This is a genomic window from Gudongella ferriphila (assembly GCF_046224405.1).
In the GTDB taxonomy this organism is placed as follows: Bacteria; Bacillota; Clostridia; order Tissierellales; family Tissierellaceae; genus Gudongella.
In genome coordinates this window covers 1-20,206 of the sequence record NZ_JBJXRK010000034.1, presented here as the reverse complement: position 1 = coordinate 20,206, position 20,206 = coordinate 1, and the positions used below count along the sequence as shown (strand labels likewise).

At 41.4% G+C, this 20,206-nt stretch carries 19 protein-coding genes; 4 read left to right on the top strand and 15 right to left on the bottom strand.

What is annotated here, in order from left to right; genetic code table 11:
* Nucleotides 1-121: 121 nt before the first annotated feature.
* The gene (locus ACKVDP_RS12510; RefSeq protein WP_409229219.1) at nt 122-844 is read right to left on the bottom strand and encodes a ZIP family metal transporter; all 723 of its coding nucleotides are present in this window, start codon (nt 842-844) and stop codon (nt 122-124) included.
* Between the two features lie 158 nt (nt 845-1,002).
* The gene (locus tag ACKVDP_RS12505) at nt 1,003-1,134 is read right to left on the bottom strand and encodes a hypothetical protein (protein WP_409229218.1); all 132 of its coding nucleotides are present in this window, start codon (nt 1,132-1,134) and stop codon (nt 1,003-1,005) included.
* 262 nt (nt 1,135-1,396) lie between these two features.
* On the opposite strand from ACKVDP_RS12505, the gene ACKVDP_RS12500 reads away from it, so the two are divergent.
* A complete protein-coding gene (locus ACKVDP_RS12500; protein ID WP_409229217.1) occupies nt 1,397-2,047 on the top strand; it encodes a hypothetical protein in 651 nt (216 codons plus the stop codon).
* Between the two features lie 107 nt (nt 2,048-2,154).
* Here the strand turns inward: ACKVDP_RS12500 and ACKVDP_RS12495 are convergent, their stop codons facing one another.
* From ACKVDP_RS12495 to ACKVDP_RS12480, 4 genes are all read right to left on the bottom strand, one after another.
* Nucleotides 2,155-3,612 (bottom strand): sensor histidine kinase, encoded by a 1,458-nt coding sequence (locus ACKVDP_RS12495; RefSeq protein ID WP_409229216.1) that lies wholly within the window; start codon nt 3,610-3,612, stop codon nt 2,155-2,157.
* The gene (locus ACKVDP_RS12490; RefSeq protein WP_409229215.1) at nt 3,599-4,288 is read right to left on the bottom strand and encodes a response regulator transcription factor; all 690 of its coding nucleotides are present in this window, start codon (nt 4,286-4,288) and stop codon (nt 3,599-3,601) included. Before ACKVDP_RS12490 ends, ACKVDP_RS12495 begins: the two co-directional genes overlap by 14 nt.
* Nucleotides 4,266-4,838 carry a DUF4342 domain-containing protein gene (locus ACKVDP_RS12485; protein WP_409229214.1) on the bottom strand — a complete coding sequence of 191 codons (573 nt, stop codon included), beginning with the start codon at nt 4,836-4,838 and terminating at the stop codon, nt 4,266-4,268. Before ACKVDP_RS12485 ends, ACKVDP_RS12490 begins: the two co-directional genes overlap by 23 nt.
* A gap of 117 nt (nt 4,839-4,955) precedes the next feature.
* Nucleotides 4,956-5,735, bottom strand: a complete 780-nt coding sequence (locus ACKVDP_RS12480) for a GNAT family N-acetyltransferase (RefSeq protein WP_409229213.1) — start codon at nt 5,733-5,735, stop codon at nt 4,956-4,958.
* A gap of 501 nt (nt 5,736-6,236) precedes the next feature.
* On the opposite strand from ACKVDP_RS12480, the gene nhaC reads away from it, so the two are divergent.
* Nucleotides 6,237-7,688, top strand: a complete 1,452-nt coding sequence (nhaC, locus tag ACKVDP_RS12475) for a Na+/H+ antiporter NhaC (protein WP_409229212.1) — start codon at nt 6,237-6,239, stop codon at nt 7,686-7,688.
* A gap of 139 nt (nt 7,689-7,827) precedes the next feature.
* Nucleotides 7,828-8,352: a GNAT family N-acetyltransferase gene (locus ACKVDP_RS12470; protein ID WP_409229211.1), complete on the top strand. Its 525-nt coding sequence runs from the start codon at nt 7,828-7,830 to the stop codon at nt 8,350-8,352.
* Nucleotides 8,353-8,354: 2 nt separating this feature from the next.
* Here ACKVDP_RS12470 and ACKVDP_RS12465 read toward each other — a convergent pair whose 3' ends face one another.
* The 9 genes from ACKVDP_RS12465 to ACKVDP_RS12425 form a co-directional block, all read right to left on the bottom strand.
* Complete coding sequence (locus tag ACKVDP_RS12465; RefSeq protein ID WP_409229210.1) at nt 8,355-8,996, bottom strand: GyrI-like domain-containing protein; 642 nt, start codon at nt 8,994-8,996, stop codon at nt 8,355-8,357.
* A 21-nt stretch (nt 8,997-9,017) separates the two neighbouring features.
* Nucleotides 9,018-9,893, bottom strand: coding sequence for an AraC family transcriptional regulator (locus ACKVDP_RS12460; protein WP_409229209.1), 876 nt, complete (start codon nt 9,891-9,893; stop codon nt 9,018-9,020).
* Between the two features lie 135 nt (nt 9,894-10,028).
* Entirely contained in the window at nt 10,029-11,252 is a 1,224-nt protein-coding gene (locus tag ACKVDP_RS12455; protein WP_409229208.1) for an FprA family A-type flavoprotein, read from the bottom strand.
* Between the two features lie 149 nt (nt 11,253-11,401).
* Nucleotides 11,402-12,694 (bottom strand): ABC transporter permease subunit, encoded by a 1,293-nt coding sequence (locus ACKVDP_RS12450; protein ID WP_409229207.1) that lies wholly within the window; start codon nt 12,692-12,694, stop codon nt 11,402-11,404.
* Nucleotides 12,694-13,734, bottom strand: coding sequence for an ABC transporter permease subunit (locus ACKVDP_RS12445; protein WP_409229206.1), 1,041 nt, complete (start codon nt 13,732-13,734; stop codon nt 12,694-12,696). Before ACKVDP_RS12445 ends, ACKVDP_RS12450 begins: the two co-directional genes overlap by 1 nt.
* Entirely contained in the window at nt 13,727-15,349 is a 1,623-nt protein-coding gene (locus tag ACKVDP_RS12440; RefSeq protein WP_409229205.1) for a sugar ABC transporter ATP-binding protein, read from the bottom strand. Before ACKVDP_RS12440 ends, ACKVDP_RS12445 begins: the two co-directional genes overlap by 8 nt.
* Nucleotides 15,350-15,463: 114 nt before the next feature.
* A complete protein-coding gene (locus ACKVDP_RS12435) occupies nt 15,464-16,621 on the bottom strand; it encodes a DUF3798 domain-containing protein (RefSeq protein ID WP_409229204.1) in 1,158 nt (385 codons plus the stop codon).
* A gap of 596 nt (nt 16,622-17,217) precedes the next feature.
* Nucleotides 17,218-17,538: a hypothetical protein gene (locus ACKVDP_RS12430; protein WP_409229203.1), complete on the bottom strand. Its 321-nt coding sequence runs from the start codon at nt 17,536-17,538 to the stop codon at nt 17,218-17,220.
* Nucleotides 17,539-17,578: 40 nt separating this feature from the next.
* The gene (locus ACKVDP_RS12425; protein ID WP_409229202.1) at nt 17,579-18,406 is read right to left on the bottom strand and encodes a TrmH family RNA methyltransferase; all 828 of its coding nucleotides are present in this window, start codon (nt 18,404-18,406) and stop codon (nt 17,579-17,581) included.
* A 233-nt stretch (nt 18,407-18,639) separates the two neighbouring features.
* On the opposite strand from ACKVDP_RS12425, the gene ACKVDP_RS12420 reads away from it, so the two are divergent.
* A complete protein-coding gene (locus ACKVDP_RS12420; RefSeq protein WP_409229201.1) occupies nt 18,640-20,181 on the top strand; it encodes an S-layer homology domain-containing protein in 1,542 nt (513 codons plus the stop codon).
* Nucleotides 20,182-20,206 lie beyond the last annotated feature (25 nt).

Sequence of the window (20,206 nt, the reverse complement as noted above, 5' to 3'; positions counted from 1 at the left end):
ACTTCATCGTATATATTACCTTGCCTTTCTATTGATTTATTACGGTATCATTATAACACAAAATTTTAATTATGCAATTATGATTGAAAAACTTTTATAGATTACCTACTCTCAATAACCCCTATTTTGTAATCATAATCAAAAGAGAAAGACAGATTCCAGACATCAAGGCAACGTAGGAGTGTCCCTTCTCATGAGCAGTAGCTTCAGGAAGAAGATGTGATGCTGAAATGAAAATAAGAACTCCAACCACAAAACCAAGTGCCAACCCAAGAATCTCACTGTTTAAGCGACTTACAAATGGAAACGCTACATAAGCTCCTATTGGAGTGGTAAGTCCTGCCACCAGAAAAGCATACATTAGTGCTTTTTTCTCGCTGACACCTCCACTTACAAGTACCGAAAAGGTTATTACCCCCTCTGCAAATTCATGAACTACAAGTCCTATCCCTGCAAGAAGGCCGGTATATATGCTTGCACTAAAGGTGACCGCATATGTGATGCCGTCTATGAAGGAGTGTATTCCTATTCCTTCAAGTGCTGTTATTCCAAAGGCAAGTACATCCCGCTTGGTCTTGTACTTGATTATCTTATTGCTGAAAAACATAAAGACAAACCCACCAAGTGCTGCAAATCCCGCATTGGCATTCTTTTCAATAGCCTGTGGGAAAGCTATTATAAGTGGTGAAGATATAAGGACCCCTGCAGCAAAACACATAAAATATTCCTTGTTCTTCTCAACCCATTTCTTGTTCTTGTAAATTGCATATATCCCAATTGAATTTACAACCATTGCGCTTAGTGCAAATACGGCAACCCAAACAAAAGTTATATTCGAATCCATAACCATTCCTCCTTTGTACTTCCAAAAAACAATAAGCAACAGAGAGAACCCAGTTACTTATCGTTTAGTATCTTGGTATTAAATTTAGCTTGTGTTATTTCAATCGATTGATTGGACCAATTATTTTCTTGTCATAACAGACCCACAGTTTGGACATTTCATCTGGTTGCATGGTTCCCCTCTTCCATGTGGTACCTCTGTCCCACATTCTGGACAAACACACATGCCTTGTGGTCCTCCACTGACAGGGCCTCCCATCCTTCCACTACCTTGCCCTGACCGATTGCCAAGCCCAGTACCTCTACCGGCTCCAGCAGGTCCTGTTCTATTGCCTCTAGGCATAGCTAACACCTCCTGCCAACAGTAAAAATCATTCTCTACAATTCAATTATACTCCGTATTAAACATATGTCAAATACCATTAGTTACAGTCAGATTTCATTCAAATAAATAAGTTCACTGTTTTTTAATATCTCCATCATTATTTCATCACAAGCTCAGGATATACTTGAACCAAGAACTAAAACAACAAATGAAAAGGAGATGCTAGAAATGAAAAAATCAATAAAAAGAACCCTTGGAACTTTTATGGCAATGGGGGTTATACTATCAAGTTCAACTGGAATTACAGCCTTTGCCGAAAGCAATGAAATAGGAGCCACAGGAGCTCTTTCTGAAAGCAGCTTTGAAATTGATGAAATGCTCGATTACGCTATGGAGGATGAGTATCTAGCCCTTGAGGAATACGTAGCTATAATGGAAAACTTTGATGTAAGCAGACCTTTTGCAAACATTCTTAAGGCTGAAGAGACTCACATAAAGCTTTTGGAACCTCTGTTTGAAGAGTATGGTATTCAGATCCCATCAGAGGATTGGAAATCAAGGGTAACTATACCTGAAAGTCTAGAAGAGGCCTATGCAATTGGAGTGGAAGCTGAAATAAAAAACATTGAAATGTACGAAAAATTCCTTGCTCAGGATCTGCCTGAAGATATGAGACTAACATTTGAAAGACTTAAAACGGCATCAGAACATCATTTGGAAGCATTTGAAAGACAAGTTGAAAGAGACTCCTCCGCATTGAGCAGTTATCCAAGAGGCAATGGAAGAGAAAATGGGAACCTGGGGAAATCATCAGTTGAACTTAGGGGAAATAATCAGAGAAACAGAGTTATCAATATTGAAGACTGTCCTCTAGGATAAATCCATCCAGAAAGGGGTGCACCGATTATTCGGTGCACCCCTAAGGTTTGGTATCCACTAAAAATGAGTCAAAAAGAACCGTCCCCGGTGACTCAGTCCCCGGTGACTCATGCCCTTGGCATAACAATTGTAATCCGGGTACCAATGTCAACCCTGCTTAATACTTCAAAATGGGCATCATGCCTTTCGATGATCCATTGGGCAATTGATAGGCCAAGACCGGAGCCCCCGGTTTTCCTTGCCCTTGATTCATCTGACCTGTAAAATCTGTCAAATATCCTAGGGATGCTCTCCGGCGGAATGCCTATCCCACTATCCTGAACTGTAATCTTTATGGTGCCCTCATCTCCAGCAACTCTAAGGATAATCTTCTCTCCTTCTGGAGTATATTTGATGCTATTATCCACAAGTATCCTTATGGCCTGTTTTATCAGCTGCTTGTCGGCATCAACAAATGCCTGACACTTCAAGTCCATTTGGAAATCGTGACTGGCATCGATCATCTCAGCCTCTCTGGCTATTTCATGAATTACTTCGCAAACGTCGAAGGTCTCCTTGTGAAGCTGGATTGTTTCATTATCTCCTCTAGCAAGAAACAGCAGCTGCTCTACCAGCTCCTTCATGCTCTCCGTCTCGCCCTTAATGGCATCTATGGATTCCTGCAGGGTTTTTTCATCATTTTTCCCCCACCGGTCAAGCAGATTCACATACCCCTGAATTACCGATATTGGGGTTCTCAATTCGTGGGATGCATCTGATACAAACTGGACCTGGGATTGGTAGGAATTGTTTATTCTAATTAACATCTGATTTATTGCAGCTGCAAGGCCCTTTAGCTCCTCCTGGTAGCTGTCCACGGAGATCTGTTCATCAAGTCTGTTGGCATCAATGGTGCTTATGGCTCCGGCAAGATCCTTCAGATACCTGTCCTGGGACTTGGACCCCATTGAAGCAACCTCCTGATTCAAGCTTCTGGCAGCTTCAGCCAGCTCGTTAAGGGGCCTTAAGGTTCTTCTGATCATCCTTGAGCCTTTAACAAATCCGGTTGTCAGGATAATTATCTCAAATCCGATTATAATAAGAAAAAGTCCCAAAAGGATCATAAAGTCATTTCCAATCGGGTAGTATATGAAAATATCGTTGTTGCCCATCTGAATCCGCGCAGAATACTTGATTGTCTCAATTCTTTGTAGAATGTCTTTTTGAAGATCTTCTTCAGAAATCCCCAGCTTTCTTGTTCCTCCAGTGTCATCCCTGTCCAGGTATTCCAGGAATGTCTGGTTAATTTCAAAACCAGATAGAATTTCTTCTTCTTGGACCAATTGAAATTTTCCAAACTGCAGTTCTCCAACATTATCAAATCTAGTGGATAATTGGACCATTCCATCTATTCCATTCTCCGCATTCCAAAAAACCACAAAAAAGCTTATCAGGATTATGACCATATTCACTGATAAAAATCCTGCAAGCAATCTTCCCATCATCCTCACATTCAGCCTTAAGACCAGGGAGGATTGGATCCTATTCCTAATTGTACCTGATGCAGTGCTTCTAGTCCTGTTCATCCTTTATCACATACCCCACTCCACGTACTGTATGAATTGCTTTCAGGCCAAAGGGTTCCTCAATTTTTGATCGAAGGTATCTAATGTACACATCCACAGCATTGGTCTCTCCGGTAAAATCATACCCCCAAATGTGCTCTAGTATTGTCTCGCGACTAATTACAATGTTCTTGTTTTCCATAAGATAGTAAAGCAGGTCGAATTCCTTCTTGGTGAGGTCAATGATTGTTTCATCAACCTTGACCTCCCGTTTGACTGGATCCAACGATAACCTTCCCGCTGATATTTCTGTGGATGGTTTTGATGTATTGTCGCTGGTTCTTTTTCTCAAGCCTACCCTGATCCTTGCAAGTAGTTCCTCAATTGCAAATGGTTTTGTGATATAATCATCAGCACCACCGTCAAGACCTGCAACCTTGTCCACCACTGCATCCCTTGCTGTAAGCAGCAATATGGGCACATCTGAAACCCTTCTTATTCTTCTTAAGACCTCAATCCCATTCAGCTCAGGAAGCATTATGTCCAAGAGAATCAAGTCAAATGGCTGGGTTGTTGCAAACTCCAACCCATCCCTCCCATTCAATGCCTTCTCAACTTCGTAGCCCTCATATTTAAGCTCAAGTTCAATGAAGCGAGCTATTTTTTCCTCATCTTCAATTATTAGAATCCTTTCCATCATTCATATCACCCTTAACTTCATCCTTGAATTTTACAGCTGCATCTGCCACTGAATCCATGGCCTTGTTGACATTTTCCTTCCCCAAATCTGGTCCTATTATTCTGTACCTGTACCCAAAGAACAGCCCTACGATCACCAATGGTATTGTTATCCAGAATGTAAAGAGAAGTAGTATAGCCATTATTGTCACCGGAATGGACATTACCCTTTCCTCACCCTTCATGACATCAAAGGTGTTCCTGTTTCCCTTGCCTACGATTTCTCCAAGGCTTCTGAAGAATTTTCCTATCATCTGTCCAAACGATGACCCTTCCGGCTTGGTGTAGTTACTGCCACCTGTTCCGCTGCTCTTCTCCTGAGATTCCTCTTTAGCCTTGTCTGAACTGAAACTTCCGCCTCCCTCAGGTCTGTTGATCCTGTTTCTCTTCTCAAGATTTACTATCGCTTCAAGAATGTCACCATCTGTCTCCTCAAGAGCCAATTTCGCTTCCTCGTAAGAAATGTTTGCATACTCCCTTAATTTTTCAACCTGTTCCAAAGTTACCATATTTAAAACCTCCTATTGTTTAGTATGGTTTAATTGTAGCAGCACAACCTTTAAACACAATTTAAGAAAGATTAAAATTTCATTAGAATTGAAATTAATATTATTAATTATGGCAAACTAGAAGTAAAACCTTAGGAGTCTACTCTTTGGATAAGCCCCAGCACTTTTCATGCTCTTCAATGAGTTGTGGTTATAGTACCAGCATCCAGACCTGGCTTCATATCCTTCCTTTTCAACAAGCTCCTTCAACTGTCTCAATATATTCTTTGCATAGCCCAGTTGCCGCTTCTCTTCCATAACAAACATGCCTATGCTGGCTATGTTTTCTTGGACTCTCCCGGTCTCAACCACTCCAAATCCAACCAACTCCCCATACTCAAGCACCTTGTAGACCCTGTAATAATCTCTATTCTTAAGAATCCATTCACCCTCGTCCTCTCTGAAAAAATCTCCAGCAAGTTTTACAATTGAAATATCCTCCCTTGACAGTACCCTTTCAAAGGTTATATCTTTTCTGATAAAATCGGAGGGCTCTTCTTCTTTGTAAAGTGAAAAATATGCCTGTTTCTCCATTCTTTGGAAGCTATCCACACAATGGGCCAAAAAGAACTCATCCCCTGTAGGTACCAGGGCATTTGTCACCTTCTCATATTTTTTTATCTGCTCAAATAACTCCTGACCGTAATGTGCATATTCTTCCTCCAGATAGAAGGAGGTTATGGTGTCCCCTCCATGAACTATGAAGTAGCCAATGGATGAATCTCCATCCTGGATGGAGTAGTGATTGCCTTCCATAGTATGATCTTTCCAGAATGAATCCACTGTGATTCTGTTTTCCGTAATGTTTTTTACCATCATATCCTGGATTTTATCCAATGTAGTCTTCAGTATTCTCATCTCTACCTCCGGTTTTCAAATCTTACGAGTAGCTTACTCATCTTCTTGTGATATCGTGTCACCTTGATTATACAACAAATCACTAAGAAGGTTGCAGTAAATTTAGTTAACATGCTTATTTTTTCACATTTTTACAGTTTTTCCTTCCTTTAGATCCCTTTTACGCTACTACAGATCAAATTAGTGAGTATTTTAGACAAATATGGAGAATACTCCAGTTATACTGTGAATAGTTAAGCATATATGACCCGAGGATGGTCTTAGACTACTAATGGAAATTATATGTAGTTTTCCGATATTGATGAAAACTCCATTTTGTTATACGATGCTAAGGTAAGTGTGAATATTTGAGATCAAAATTATTGATGAACCATCGATAATTTCCCACAACACCCCGCCTATTTAGATTCCCAAAATTGATCTGAAGTGAAAACTAGTTAATGGCACAGTTTGTACGAATATTAAGTGAATGAATTTTTAAAATTATGAAGGAGTGTTTTTTTGGAAACCGATAGTATTAGAAAACCTAGCTTTAAGTATTCCCTTGCAATGCTGTTTGCAGTAGTTGCAATTATTTCAGTTGGAATACTGGTCTTTGATGCCCCCATACAGATACTTATGTTTATAGGGATGTTTGCCTTGATTCCATTTATGCTCGGTCTTGGCTTTACCTATAAGCAAATAGAAGCCTCAATGTTCGAATCAATGAGCAAGGCTCTGCAATCAGGATTGATTCTTATAACAGTAGGTATGTTGATTGGTACATGGATTGCATCAGGTACAGTACCCACACTTATATATTACGGAATTGAGATAATATCACCAAGGTTTTTCCTTGTGTCAGCCCTGTTCTTCACATCAGTTGTAGCTCTTACAACAGGAACATCCTGGGGTGCAATTGGTACAGCAGGGATAGCAATGATGGGAGTGGGTGAAACCCTTGGCGTACCGGCAGGCATCACTGCAGGAGCAATAATCAGTGGAGCATACTTTGGTGATAAGATGTCACCCTTGTCCGATACAACCAATCTTGCGCCTGCAATTACCGGAGGAACGCTTTTCGGACATATCAAGCACATGCTTTGGACAACTGTTCCCTCATATGTTATAACAGCAATAATATTTACAGTAATCGGGCTGGGATATAGTGCCTCAAGGGTAGATGCAGCTAGCGTCAATATGCTAATGGATTATCTGTCCGGAACCTTTAATCTTGGACTGATACCATTGATACCAATCGTTACTCTTATTGGTCTGATGATGATCAAGAAGCCGGCACTCCCCTCAATCTTTATTGCTGCACTTGCAGGTGGACTTATTGCCATACTTTATCAGGGTTTCACCCTGAATGAGACAATTTCTGTAATGTATGGCGGCTACCAGGTGGAAGCCGGCATAGCAACTGTGGACAGCCTGCTTCAAAGAGGTGGATTGCTGAGCATGCTGCCACTGATAGCATTGTTCCTATTTGCATTAAGTCTTGGTGGAATGCTTGGGGAATCAGGCGTTCTGGAGACCTTGATAGGTTCATTTTCGCACAGGATCAAGCACACTGGCTCCTTGGTGTCAGTAACGGTCATAGTAAGCTATATTACACTGGCTATAGGAGGGTCAATCTACTTCTCAACAGTCATGACTGGAACCCTTATGAAGCCCATATTTGATAGGATGAACCTGAAGCCCGAAAATCTGTCAAGAGTACTTGAGGACACTGCTACACAGGCTGGTGCCTTGATTCCATGGACAGGAGCAGGAATATACACAGCTGCCACTATTGGAGTGCCAGTGGGTGCATACCTCCCATTCAGTTTTCTGGCATTTCTAACTCCCTTGATTTCCATGTTCTATGGATTTACTGGAATTTCAATGACCTACAAGACTGTTAAGGAAAAGAAACAGAAGCCAGTGAAGGAAAAAAGAAAGAAAACAGTTATGAAGCCTCTAGAGGCATAGACCGATACAAAACAGTAGCAGGGGTTTCCCGATTATTTCGGGGAGCCCCTTTACTATGTTTAAATATCAACGGTTTATGTTGAACGTAAAGGATTAATATAGTATCATTTAACTAAATTACTTGGAAGACGGTGATGACATGTCCAATATCAAACTAGTAAAACCCTCTATTGAATATGCCCAGGATATAATGGCATATAGGGATGAATTCCTCCAATCAAAAGACAGCATGGCAGGATGCGGAAGTCTAAGGGACCAGGAAACTGCTGAAAGTTGGCTTCACGAAATAGACCTTCTTGAAAATGAAGAGACCTGTCCACAAGGAAAGGTTTCCTCAAATACATATTTGGCAGTGAGAACTGAAGACAAGAGAATTGTCGGAATCATAGACTTCAGACACCATATTGACCACCCAATCCTAGGACTTTGGGGGGGCCATATCGGCTACTCAGTAAGACCTGGGGAAAGAAGAAAGGGCTATGCAAAAGAAATGCTTAAGCTGGTCCTTCAAAAATGCAGGAAGCATGGCTTAAGCAGGGTTATGGTGACCTGTGATGCAGACAATATTGCCAGCAAGAAAACAATCCTTGTCAACGGCGGAGTCTTTGACAAGGATGTTCAGGTGGACGGAGAAATAATCAAACGGTATTGGATTGAATTGTAGCTTCACCTCTTGACGATTGGATGACGGATTATGGTCTTGAGCTTTTCAGGTGCTGATTTTCTTGGGTCGCTTAGGTAGATCTCATGATGCTGCCTCCATCCTTCCATAACTGTCTTGTACCCTTTTGCCTTGATATGTTCCTCCAGTTTGTTTACACTGAAATGTTCATCGTCATAAGGACCTATATGCATAATCTGAGCGCAAAGACCTTCTTTGTGCTCTATTAGCATTGCCATGGATATATCCAGGTCTGGTTTCTTTCTGGAAAGCAAATCTTTTGCCGTTTCAAATACCTCTTCAGTCACAAAATCCGGTTGTCGTATCATCATAATCCAATTGAACTCATCCTTTCGGCTTTTTACCTCACCATTGAAATAATCCTCATCAAACCACCACAGACCTTCCAATGGGGGCACCACAAAGTCAAAGTAACCCTCTGGCTGGGTAACATCCTTCTTGCTCATCTTGATTGTATAGGACAATCCGTAGAGGGTTTCAATCGCCTCCCTGTATGATTCTGAGGTGTTTGGATCTCCAGAACCCTCCACCATTATAAAATTCATCTCTGGAACATCGATGATCTCCGGTTCCTTCTTGGGATTGTACAGGTTCTTGTACTCTTTCTTAAAATCAAAGGCTGGCAAGTCATCACTCCTTTCAAAACTCTATTTTTCCAAAAGCGGAATCCATATTTCAACCACATTCCTATCGAGAGGATACGCCTCCAACTGGGGCCCCTTGGCAATATGGTACTCAGAGGAAAGTATCCATCCTGACATCAGTCTTCTCCACAAGCTCTGCACCTTACTTGAGCATTCATCAACATCGTCGTACCCTTCTGAAAAGACCGCCCACTTTCCCCCTGGGATGATAATCGAGTCCAGATCCTGAGGAATCTCCATCCCATCTTCATACTCAGTGAATATCATGTAATTGTACTTTACAGACTTGGGATCTTCAGAATCATAAAATGCACCGCCCAATGAAATATCCTCACAGGGCTTAGCTCCTGCAGCCTTACAGATTTTTTGGTAGGTTCCATCCTCCTGAATATCCACCCAAAGCTTAGGCAGGATTTCATTTGGATCCTCATCGATCCCCACAGAAATGCTCTTCCCAAATACCTTGACCTGTTCCTTCTCAACAATTCTGTAATTCATCTCAACATCTCCCTTTATCGAAATCTGAAAGGAAATCCTTGGATAGACTTTTAACTGCGCCTCCTGCTTTCTAGCCATGGATGGTGCGATTCCATGTAGCTTTTGAAAAGCCCTTGTAAATGAATCCGGCGACTCATATCCATATTTCAATGCAAGATCAATTATTTTGATGTCACTTCTCTTAAGCTCCATTGCCGCAAGGGAAAGTCTTCTTCTACGAATATATTCAGATAATGATAAATCCACTACGAATGAAAACATCCGATGAAAATTGGACACTGAGCATTGTGCCTTCTCTGCAGCAGCAGAATAGTCAATCTCTCCTGAAAGATTGTCCTCAATGTATTCAAGTGCGCTGTTCATTCTGTCAAACCAGTTCATATCCAATGCTCCTTTCAATTGTGAATATATCAAAATAGGAGAACCTATACCCGACATCTCTTGTATTTTTATGTAGGGTATCCCTGTAACGCCCCACAAAAATAGCCAGTCCCCCTCTGGGGACCAGCCTGTATTTTACTCCACTATCTTGTCCTTCATTTTGCCTATAAGCTCCAGGATTCCGGCTTCAATCTTCTCAAAGTCACCTGCCTTGGGCGAGCCTTCAAACTCCACTGAAGGGACCATGTCCCATTTCATTCTGTTTCTTTCAAGAATTTCAGCCAGCTCCTTCTCAGCTCCTCCGGACCATCCATAGGATCCAAACCTGAAGGCTGCCTTCCCTGTTATCTTCTTCCTGCCAATCTCATCAAGTGCAGCTGCCACAGGTGGGAATAGCTTGTACTCATAGGTTGGTGCAGCTATTATGATACCTGCTGACTTAAACACAGTAGCGACCATTTCACTTTCACTTTCAAGGGGCATTTCCAGCTTGTTATACTTTACTCCCTCTCTTTTTAGAATCTCTTCAGCAAAGGCTATTGCCTTGCCGGTCATACCATACATTGATCCCCATAGTATTGTGATCTCATTCTTTCCTGCTCCTTCAGCGTAATTGGAGAACCTGGTATAATCATTCATTATCTTCTCAGGGTTTCCTCTATAAAGGGGCCCGTGCCCTGGTGCGATGGTGTTTATTTCAAATTCCTTTGATTTCTCTATTGCTTTTCTGAGCATTGGTGTAAAGGTGGTCATTACATTTGAATAGTATCTTATTCCTTCCTTTTCAAAAAACTCTTCCTCTTCAGGTGTCATCTCATCGTCAAAATGATGGTCACCCATCTTTCCAAAGGCTCCGTACATGTCACATGAGAAGAGTGTCTTGGTGCTGTGTTCATAGGAATACATGGTGTCTGGCCAGTGAACGTTCGGTACCGGATGGAAGCTTAAGACCTTGCCATTTCCAAGGTCCAGGGTATCGCCTTCCTTGACAACCTGGATCTTGTCCTTTCCATAGAATGAGGTCACAAGCTTTGCAGCTTTTTCTGTACATACTATTGTAAAATCATCCTTGATCTTCTCGAAATTTGAAATCCAGCCTGAGTGGTCAGGCTCCATGTGGTTTACTATCAGATAATCTATGTCCTTTGGATGAACATTAATCTCTTCAAGATTCTTGTACAGGGTTTCCGGTATCCCATCCCAGCCTATTACCCCGTCAATGATTGCAGTCTTTTCACCCTGTACAATATATGAGTTTAGGGTAACTCCGTTTGCAATTTCCCAGATTCCTTCAAAAAGCATATCCTCTACATTCATGGATAACATATGTATCCCGTCTGCGATCTTGATTTTTTTCATCATTATCCTCCTTAAATCCAGTTTGTAGAACCTTTTTACCCTTTTTCCATTATAGTTAATTATATCCTGTGAGTTTTTTTAGTCAAGTGATGCAAAAGAGGCTCCAGGATTATCCTGAAACCTCTTGAAATCTTATAGTTGCACCTATACTACTGCTGGCTTAATCTTCTCTTGTTTTCAAGCTGCTTTCTCCAGGCATGCATTACAAGTGAAACACCTATGACACCATAAGCAACAAACACACGGAAATATTCTCCAAGCTGGGCATCACCAAACAGATTTCTACCTGCAAGTGGAGATACTATAAACAGCGTATGGAACAAAAGGGTTCCCAGTAGTGCGTGACTGATCTTAGCATTTGTAACTGACGCACCACCTATCAGTAGGGCAGCGACTGAATAGAATCCAATCTGCTCGTGACTACCATAGGTTGAAAATGTTCCCAGGTTCTGCAGGAATATAACATGTCCCCAGGATGCAAACACAGTGGACATTATCATTGCAGTCAGCCTAGTTTTGTCAGAATGAATTCCTGATACATCTGCAATGTGCCTGTCCTGACCAACTGTCCTAAAGTCCTGTCCAAGCTTGGTCCTGATGAAATAAGTGGTGAAAACACACATCAGACCAATCAGTATGGCTGTTAGCATCGGAACCTTGATGAAGTTAATAAAGGATGCTGTTCCCTTTATGTAGTAAAGCCATCCTGCCAGTGCAACCCCTGTAACACTTGAAAGTATATACTTCTTGTTTCCAGGTTTATGTCCAAGGGAAGGAATCCCCTTTATATACCGTATGATTCCATGGACCAGCATCAAAGCTCCAAAGCCCATTCCTGCAGTTGTGAACGGAAGTCTCCAGAAATCATCTATTGCGTACTTCAAACCATCAGCCAGGTCAATTGTTGTTCTAAGACCAACACCAGAACTAAGTACAAGGGTTTCGTTGTTAAATGGGATTACAGCTCCGATTAGAATAAGGAAAATCAACTGGTAAATTCCATTTGAGAAGAATCCCAGAATCATCCCACCAATCATTTCCTGACCCTTTGCCTTATTGAACAAAAGTCCTGTCAGGTATCCCAGCAGCATGGCCAGTGGAGTTGTCAAAAGAATTGTTACTCCAATCCCTGGAAGACCTACAATTCCCCAATGCGTGACAAATATAACCGCTGCCTGGGCGCACATGGCACCAAGCACTATGGCAAAGTTAAGTCCCATTCCTGCCATTACAGGCAAGAGCAGCGCCAATACAAGAAAGCTGTTTCTCACCATACGCGTAACAATATCATTCAAAAGAAATCCAAATGTCAACCCCGAGTAGTAGAAACCTATTATACAGAGGACAATGAAGAAAACTGTAACCATATTGTGTGTTAGCGTCTTTTTGATTTTTTGTCCCATACTCAGTTCAGGTGGGGTGATTTTTATATTGTCATCCATTATTCTCCACCTCCAATCTGTGTCAGTGCATAAAGAATTATACCGTTACTTATAACAATACGAGCAATTTCAGCCAAACTGCTGACATCTTCCAGTATTTTATTTGCAACGGGAAGTGAAACAACAAGCAGAGACTGGAACAAAAATGCTCCGATTAAAACGTTTGCTATATTAGCTTTCTTTATTGATGCTCCTCCAATTAGGACAGCCGCAACAGCAGCAAAGCTCATGAACATAGGCGCTTGGTAAAGCTGAATAAACCCAAAGCTTTGGCTATAAATTACGATTCCTACAGCACTTAGTGCAGTTGATAGCATTGTACCCACTATACGCATCCTATTTACATTTATACCTGATGCTGTAGCAAATTTGGGGCTATCTCCAGCAGCTATCATTGCTACTCCAGTTTTTGACCTTAAGAACAACCAAACAAGTAGACAGGAAAACAGCATGAAAAGAAGCAATCCGGTTGGTATTGTGACACCAAACAGATCAAACGAACCCCATTGGTTCAGTATCCTCTCGTATCTTCCCTGAAGAGTTATTGTGGTCCTTAATCCTGTTCCTATGGGCCATCTCATATCTTCACTGGTAAATGGAAGCACAAGCCAACCTATACTCATCAGTGATACTATTGAGAAACCAACGTATGTAGCGATTGTCATTTCAGATCCCTTTACCCTGTTAAGCAACAGGCCATAAAAATATCCTGCTACTAAAGACAATGGGATACTTATGGCCACAGCTGTGAAGAGTGCCTGAAAACCATACAGATCCAATTCTATAGCAATTAGTCCTCCCAGAAGACCGCACACTATTCCAATGGGTATTCCGAAATTAAGTCCTATTCCCGCTAATATCCCCGGAACCATTGCCAAAACAAGAATTCCATTCATACCAGTTCTGACAAGTGCATCTGAAATTAGATTGTTTAGTGGTATCTCAAGCATTACTGCCATTACCAGCAGCGACAACAGGAATGCAACTATTATTATCCTAGGAAGTCCAAATCGATTGACCATTACCTTTACCTTATCCATCCGTCTTCACCTCTTCACCTTTGACCTTATGGTATTCACCAGACATCATCAGACCGAAATCAACATCACTGGCATCAGGTGGAAGGACCCCTTCAAGCTTACCTTCGTTTATGATTGCAATCCTATGGGAAATCATCCTCAGCTCTGCCAATTCACTGGATGTCATTATAATTGTCATTCCATATTCCTTGTTGAGCTGAAGCAGGGTATCCAGAACCAGTTTTTTCGCCCCAACATCTATTCCTCTAGTAGGTTCAGAAACAAAAAGTACCTTCGGATTCAATGTAAGTGCCCTTGCAATACAAACCTTTTGCTGGTTTCCTCCGCTAAGTCGTCTTGTTATCTGTTGTGGTCCTGTGCATCTAATATCCAGTTCCTTGATCATCTTAAGGGCATGGTCCCTTATGTTCTTGTTGTCTGTTTGGGTAAATGGTCCAATTCTCCTTATGAACTGTTCCTTTATCTGCATGGCAGTTACTGCAATATTAAGCTCAATTGAATTATCAAGTAAAAGTCCTATCCCTCTTCTGTCTTCAGAAACAAATGCCAGTCCTTGCTTCAAGGCTTTTTCAGGGTTGTTTAGTACCACTTCCTTACCATCCAGCCTAACAGTCCCTTCAGAATTGTATAAACCCATAATTCCATTTGCAAGACCTATTTTACCTTGACCTGCTAGACCGCCTACTCCAAGTATTTCTCCTTCATATATATCAAGATCTACTCCCCTTATGACCTCTCCAGGCATGTCAACATAAAGGTTCTTTATTTCCATTTTTACAGCCTTGTCCTCGTTTGATACGGACTTTGCTGAATCCATTTTTATTTCGCGACCAACCATAAGGTTAGCCATATCGAACACGTCTGTATCTTCGATATTCTTTGTTGCAACATGCTGTCCATCCCGCAACACAGTTATTCTATCTGCAACACGCTTAACCTCATCAAGCCTGTGGGTAATAAACAGGATTGCAATTCCTGAGTCCGCTATCATTCTCATTGATTCCAGAAGCTTGTCTGCATCGCTTTCAGTAAGAACTGCAGTTGGTTCATCAAATACAAGCACCTTTAGATTTTCCTTATCAAGCTCCCTTGCAATTTCAACAAATTGCATATAGCTGACTGGAAGCCCTGCAACCTTGACCCATTCCTCAACATTCATCCCTAGCTTATCCAAGGCTTTTCTTGCGTCCTTGTTCATCTCCTCCATGTTGAGTGTCTCAAGCTTTTTCCCGGCTACCCTGCTCAGGATTCCAGGTGTGGTTATTTCTCTGTTAAGCTTAATATTCTCCGTAATACTGTATCCAGGAATCAACATAAACTCCTGGTGGACCATTCCTATTCCCTTGTACATGGCTTCAACCGGTGATTTTATAAAGGTTTCCTCTCCATCTACAAAAACCTTTCCATCAAATCCACCTGTGTTATGTATAACCGACATACCAAACAAAATATTCATAAGTGTTGACTTTCCAGCGCCATTCTCCCCAAGCACTCCATGAATCTCCCCTGGTTTAAGGCTGATGTTTATACCCGATAAAACTCTTGTTCCATAGTACTCTTTTCCAATGTCCCTCATGTCAAGGACATAATGCTCATTATTGTGTTCTGCCTTCAAATGTTTGTTCCCTCCTTTAAGCAAATTTCAGAGAGTGACATAATATTGTGCAAGGCAAAAGCCTTGCACAATATTATTGTAATCTGCATTATTAATTTTTATTGGTCTAAACGTCTAAAACTCTACAGCCGCTCCCAGGTATAGGAAGTAATGGTCATAGTTACCATAGTTTCCAAGTATGATTTCTCCCTGTGCAACTTCTTCCATGATTCTGGTAAGAACTTCTGCATCAGCTTTTCCGTTTGTATTTCCTTCAAGGTACTCTATAGCGTACTCTACTCCTGCCTCAACATACATCATGTTTACAGGAACTGACCAAGTTGCCACTCTTCCGTCCATTCCAGCTGCGTCAACCTTTGCATCGATTTCACTAAGTATGAAATCCAGATCTCCCGCCTTGTCCTCTGGTACTGCTATACCAAGAGCTGCTGGCAATGCATGGTAAGGTGATGGACAACACTGAACTGGGAATATTGCTCCAGTTTCAACTGTCTGTCTTATCATTGGCTCCATCATGGAACAGTTTGTTCCAAAGAAGGCAGTATTTACTCCATACTCCTCAACCTTTCTAGGAAGGTCTTCCATTATGAACTGCTGTGTTCCTGGAACACCAGCGTCACCTGTTGGGTCTGGAGCATCCTGCTCAACCCATACTAGACCAAGCTTTTCAGCTTCTTCCTTCATTAGGTCTCTTCTTGCTGCAAGCATTTCATATGACATATGTCTTGGGAATGAATAGTGAACAAGCACTTCAGCCCCCATGTCCTTTGCCTGCTGTGCAATCTGTGATCCACGGGCAAGGTCGTTTGTTTGGATGATAACATCACCGTATTCAGCTATTACGTCTGGATCCTCTCCAGGCACTCCAAGCACAAATAGTATGTCTTCTCTCATTTCTTTAACTCTTGCTATTGCCGCTGCCGCACCTGGTACCGCCTGTACCATTACGATTGCCTTTATCTCTGGATCAGAAGCCATTGCCATCATGTTTGTTATGGTTGTTTCCTGCTCCTGCATAAATCTGTCAGGATATGTAGAAAGGACTATCATGTCGCCATATCTTTCCTTCATGTTCTCGCCAGCTCTGAATTCCTCTTCACCTTGAGATACTGTTCCAGTCATTACGCCAATCTTGTAGCTTGCCACTTCCGCTGGAGCTTCAGCTGGTGCTTCCGCTGGTGCCTCCGCTGGTTCTTGTGCAGGTGCTGCGCATCCAGTAACTAAGCTTAACAACATAATCATTGCAAGTAATAAAGATATACTTTTTTTCATTTGAATCCCCCTTAGATTTTCTTTTTGTTTAACGCCGAAATAACTATTTTCATTAAGTACGGCATTCCTCCCCTCGAAATTCATAACAAAGATTTTCTTAATTTGATATGACACTTATAAAGATTATACTCAAGAGTTGAGAATAAAGCAAGAATTTTCTAATTATTGTGTATTTGTCTGTTAATTGTCATATGTTGACAATTAACCTTCCCTCTCACTTGGACCGACAACTGTAAAAAGACCTCAAAATTAGTTTCTATCAACAGTTTTGAGGTCTAATAAACCTAGGGGCAAATATGCTTGAACTAAAGTGTTTAAAATATCAAGAGGATTATTGTCAACTACAAAGCTAATAAGTAGACACATAATGGCTAAATTAATTGAATTGTAACCCTAAGTCAGAATATTTATTGATAAAACACTTGGGAGCTTGTGTCTATCTAAATATCTGAGTCAATTGCATGTGAAAATCGGTTTTGGACCGGTCACAATTCTCGAGTTTCCATACAACTGGTTCTCTATCTGCAAGTTCTATTTCAAAGCATCGAACATCTTTAAAAGGGGTCCCTTCATTAAGGTCAGATAATTACGGATTTTCAAAGTCCCTCTCCTTTAAGCTTCAAATATTCCCAATACTCAAGCTCTATCTCCTCTCCACAGTTGTTGCATAGGATATAGAATCTCTTTGATAGCTTCACAAAAGGTATGACTCCAAGGAATCCTGGTAAATATTTCATAACTACAACGAAAGAATCACCCTTTGAGCAGTTTTCACAAGACGGGTCAATTCTATCGAGAATCCACCTGGACGGATAGCTCTCATATAGATTATGGGATTTGATTTCAAACAGCAGCTTTTCCTTTCTTTTTATTCTTGAGAAATCTGGATCCAAATTTCCGTTCCCTGTTATTCTCATAAGCCCTCCTTTCCTGTACATGCCCCTTGGATGAAAGGCATCACAGATATCTTTGCCTTTTTATCTCATACAAAACAATTGATGCTGCACAGGAAACATTCAGTGAGGATGCAACTCCATTTATTGGTATTTCAACCATTGTATCTGCTATCTCCTTATAGCCTCTGCTTAATCCCACTGTTTCATTTCCCAATAGCAATACTGTTGGCTTTGTGAAGTCACATTTATTGACAGGGTAGTCAGCCTGTGCACTGGTTCCAACAATTTGAAACTCAATCCCTTTATCTCTCTGTTTCTGAACCCACTCAAGCAGCTCATTGTGTGATGGCAATCTCAAGACAGGTAAACTGAAAAATGTGCCTACAGATGAAACTATGGTTTCAGGGTCATACAGATCCACAGAATGACCCGTCATCATTAGGCCATCCACACCCAAGGCATCACAGGATCTAATGAGGGTTCCGAGATTTCCCATGTTTGATGGTCTGTCAATTACTACAATCAGTGGATTCTCTGACATTGCAATTCTTTCAATGCTATCGGGCTTCATCTTTACAATCGCCAGCAGCTCTGATGTATTTTCTTTACCGCTCAACTTATCCATCAGTTCATCTGACATCCGATATAATGCCTCAACCTTAACATTTTCAAGTATATCCATCGCCCAATCGGATAGATCCCTTTCACCAGAATATAGAAATGAGCTTATATCCCAGTTGTTTCTGATAGCTTCGTTGATGTTTCGCACTCCCTCCACAAAAAACTCCCCATACTTGTGACGCTTGTTCCTATTTCTCTTTATCACTTCGAAACGCTGAAAATTATTATCCTCTTTTAACACCTCTATCACACTTTTCCTAACCACCATATTCTCCTCCATTTCTCTATACCATTCACGTTTAATGTTATTCCTAATATACCATATTAACCAAATCCTTTGTAGGGAACTCCTATCCTTTCTGCTCCCAATTGGGTTTTCTGATCTAGCAAATGGATGCATCTGAAACCATGCACTTTGCCGTGATATCCCTGCGAAGTTATGGTACATTGTTATTAACAAAGCTGATTGTCCGATAACCAGAAAGCTAAAGGAGGTTACCGATGAAAACGAGAAAGAATATCGCCATACTTATGACAATAATTCTTTTGTTCGCCACTACCACAACAGTCTTTGCAATGCCTTACAGAGATATCGATAACAGTCCCCACAGGGATGCCATTGAGGAGATGTCACGTCTTGGAATACTTCAGGGCGTTGGAAACGGATTGTTTTCTCCTGAAGGTGAACTTAATAGAGCTGCTGCAGCTAAGGTTGCTGCCATACTGCTTGGCTATACGCAGGAAGACGCAGACGATGCAGTCAACAGGGACCCAATGTTCAGCGACATTGTTGGAACAAGCCATCAATGGGCACTGGGATGGATCAACCTCATGGCTGAGGATGGGATACTTCAAGGTGTTGGAAACGAATCCTACGCACCGGGAAATCCACTTCAAATGGTTCACTGGGTAACGATACTGACTAGAATACTTCAACATGAGGAAGTGGGAATGTCCTGGCCAGATGACTATAATGAAATTGCCTTGACTTTAGATCTGGATGATGGTTTGGATTACCAGGGAGCAAGGGTAATGAATAGGGCACAGATGGCCCAGATGACCTACAAGGCAATTTATGAGGTTCCTCGCCCTGATGGAATGCACATAATTGATTTGGTTGAATTTGAAATCGTGGAATTTGAGGATGAGAATCCCGCTGAAGAAATCGTCTACGAGAACACAAAGATTTCGGTAAAGGTTGACAAGACATTGGTGCCTGCAGGAGGGTCACAGCTAATACAAGTGACAGCTACTGCAACCTATGGACCGAACAATTTGCCAGCGGCCAATACTCTAATAAGCATAATGGCCAATGTTGATGAAACAGATAGAAACAGCCAACTTTCATCAGATTATGGAATATCTGATGCTAACGGCTCCGTAATCGTAACATACACCACTTTGGTAGCAGATGACAACAAACCTGTTACCATAAAGGCAGCTGTATCGGATGGGAATGACTGGGTAGACAATGGAGTATACATTATGGCCTCTAACAGCGCTTCTCTTGTAAAAGGCACTTTACTCAATCCTTTTAATGGAACCCCTGTGGAGGGTGCAGCTGTAGTATTGGAGGAAAGCAATGGGGGAAAACACCACTTCTTCAGTGATGCCACTGATTCTGATGGTTCATACTCTATTGCAATTCAGCCTGGAAGCTATTTCATCAATTTCCAGATGGATATCAAGGGTGTTAACCCTTATGATGGCATTTATTATGGTTCCCACTCAGATTTTAGAAATGATGGAACCCTTAATTTAAGGTCTCAATTGAAGCTTTCACAAGGTCAGACACATACCTTCAATTCCAATAGGGGTATCCTGACTGGAATCGCAAACAACTTCCCTGCAGGTACAGAAATCTACTTTACTCCACTGGGTACTCAGAATACATCCTTGACTAAAGTAGCAGATAATGGAAGATTTTTGTTGGCGCTGGATCCTGGAAAATATGAAATCACAGCATTCGGTGGAACGATTTACAGATCTTCCGTAACTGTTGAAACAGGTAAAATAACAAACATAGGTACTATCACCCGTTAACAAAAAAGAACTGTCCCAAAATAAC

Bases quoted from the DNA above. Each gene is read 5' to 3' on its own strand.
- ACKVDP_RS12510 (WP_409229219.1), bottom strand. From the start codon at position 844: ATGGATTCGAATATAACTTTTGTTTGGGTTGCCGTATTTGCACTAAGC.
- ACKVDP_RS12500 (WP_409229217.1), top strand. From the start codon at position 1,397: ATGAAAAAATCAATAAAAAGAACCCTTGGAACTTTTATGGCAATGGGG.
- ACKVDP_RS12495 (WP_409229216.1), bottom strand. From the start codon at position 3,612: ATGAACAGGACTAGAAGCACTGCATCAGGTACAATTAGGAATAGGATC.
- ACKVDP_RS12490 (WP_409229215.1), bottom strand. From the start codon at position 4,288: ATGGAAAGGATTCTAATAATTGAAGATGAGGAAAAAATAGCTCGCTTC.
- ACKVDP_RS12485 (WP_409229214.1), bottom strand. From the start codon at position 4,838: ATGGTAACTTTGGAACAGGTTGAAAAATTAAGGGAGTATGCAAACATT.
- ACKVDP_RS12480 (WP_409229213.1), bottom strand. From the start codon at position 5,735: ATGAGAATACTGAAGACTACATTGGATAAAATCCAGGATATGATGGTA.
- ACKVDP_RS12470 (WP_409229211.1), top strand. From the start codon at position 7,828: ATGTCCAATATCAAACTAGTAAAACCCTCTATTGAATATGCCCAGGAT.
- ACKVDP_RS12460 (WP_409229209.1), bottom strand. From the start codon at position 9,893: ATGAACTGGTTTGACAGAATGAACAGCGCACTTGAATACATTGAGGAC.
- ACKVDP_RS12455 (WP_409229208.1), bottom strand. From the start codon at position 11,252: ATGAAAAAAATCAAGATCGCAGACGGGATACATATGTTATCCATGAAT.
- ACKVDP_RS12450 (WP_409229207.1), bottom strand. From the start codon at position 12,694: ATGGATGACAATATAAAAATCACCCCACCTGAACTGAGTATGGGACAA.
- ACKVDP_RS12445 (WP_409229206.1), bottom strand. From the start codon at position 13,734: ATGGATAAGGTAAAGGTAATGGTCAATCGATTTGGACTTCCTAGGATA.
- ACKVDP_RS12435 (WP_409229204.1), bottom strand. From the start codon at position 16,621: ATGAAAAAAAGTATATCTTTATTACTTGCAATGATTATGTTGTTAAGC.
- ACKVDP_RS12430 (WP_409229203.1), bottom strand. From the start codon at position 17,538: ATGAGAATAACAGGGAACGGAAATTTGGATCCAGATTTCTCAAGAATA.
- ACKVDP_RS12425 (WP_409229202.1), bottom strand. From the start codon at position 18,406: ATGGTGGTTAGGAAAAGTGTGATAGAGGTGTTAAAAGAGGATAATAAT.
- ACKVDP_RS12420 (WP_409229201.1), top strand. From the start codon at position 18,640: ATGAAAACGAGAAAGAATATCGCCATACTTATGACAATAATTCTTTTG.